The organism is bacterium endosymbiont of Bathymodiolus sp. 5 South (assembly GCF_900128535.1).
Taxonomy (GTDB): Bacteria; Pseudomonadota; Gammaproteobacteria; order PS1; family Pseudothioglobaceae; genus Thiodubiliella.
This window is the reverse complement of sequence record NZ_FQTR01000319.1, coordinates 1-1280: the sequence shown is the minus strand read 5'-3', so window position 1 is coordinate 1280 and position 1280 is coordinate 1. Positions and strand designations below refer to the sequence as shown.

Below are 1280 nucleotides of genomic sequence, written 5' to 3'. Positions count from 1 at the left end.
GATTTATTAATTATTGCTTCTTATGCCAGTTACAGCGAAGTTGAAGTTAAAAACTATGCGCCAACATTGTGCTATGTTGATGCAAATAATGTATTGACACAAATCAAAGCTGCCCTTTAAAACCGCATTGTTGAGCAGTTAGACTGGTTAGTATCATCTTAATGACACGCTTGTACAACGCCAGAAAGGCATTAACGCCAATGATTATCAAAAAAACTGTCTGTTGTTACAACTAAGAATGCAAATAATTTTACTGTGCTTTAAAAAATTCTAAAGCGGATTGTAAAGCCTGCTTTTTCTCGTCGTTAGGTTTTGAGTTAATCCATTTTTCAATATTGCTCCATTCCCAATGGTTCCATTCCAACACACCTTGGTACTTTTGACTAAACGCTTGCTGCCACCCTGCTACTTGCGTGCCATTATTGATTGATTTAAAAATAGTCAGCATTTTAAATATCTTTGTTGTTTTGTTGGCAACATCATGCATGTTAAATTTCTGAACCAAATCTTGATCAAAGTCTTGCTCTTGAATAAGTTGTAATTCAAATAAATTAGTATAAGCGTGATGATAATCAGACTTAATCTTAATGGCTTTTTTGTAAGCGTCAATAGCCTCTTGATACTTTCCTAATCCATTATAAGCAACCCCCATATTGTTATAAGCCTCATGATAATCAGGCTTAATCTTAATGGCTTTTTTGAAAGTGTCAATGGCTTTTTGATGCTTTCTTAACCCAATATAAGCAATCCCCATAGTGTTATAAGCCTCATGATAATCAGGCTTAATCTCAATGGCCTTTTTGCAAGCATCAATGGCTTCTTGATACTTTCCTAATCCATTATAAGCAACCCCCATGTTGCGATAAGCATCATGAAAATCAGACTTAATCTTAATGGCTTTTTCGAAAGCATCAATGGCATTTTGATACTCTTTTAATTTATTATAAGCAACCCCCATATTGTGATAAGCCTCATGATAATCAGGCTTAATCTCAATGACTTTTTTGAGAGCATCAATGGCTTTCTTATAATAGCCCTCCTTGTAATGAGAATAACCAAGATTAAAGTAACCAGGCGATAGATATTTTTTATCATTTTCATAGTAAGCGCGGCCGATAAAATATTTCCATAAGTCAATTGCTATCTTATAATCTTCTTGCCGTATTTTTAACATTAGTTTTTGAAGTTTTGTGCCAGATTTTTTAACTTCTTGTTCTGTTTTTTTGGTCAGCTCCACCTCTGGATTGGCTAATTTTTTTGCAGTTGAAGCACTAACTTTA

General features: G+C 34.1%; 1 protein-coding gene. It reads right to left on the bottom strand.

From position 1 onward, the window contains the following. Window positions 1-250 precede the first annotated feature (250 nt). Window positions 251-1280 (bottom strand): tetratricopeptide repeat protein (locus BBROOKSOX_RS11150; RefSeq protein ID WP_139661901.1); only part of this gene is annotated, 1030 nt, incomplete at its 5' end.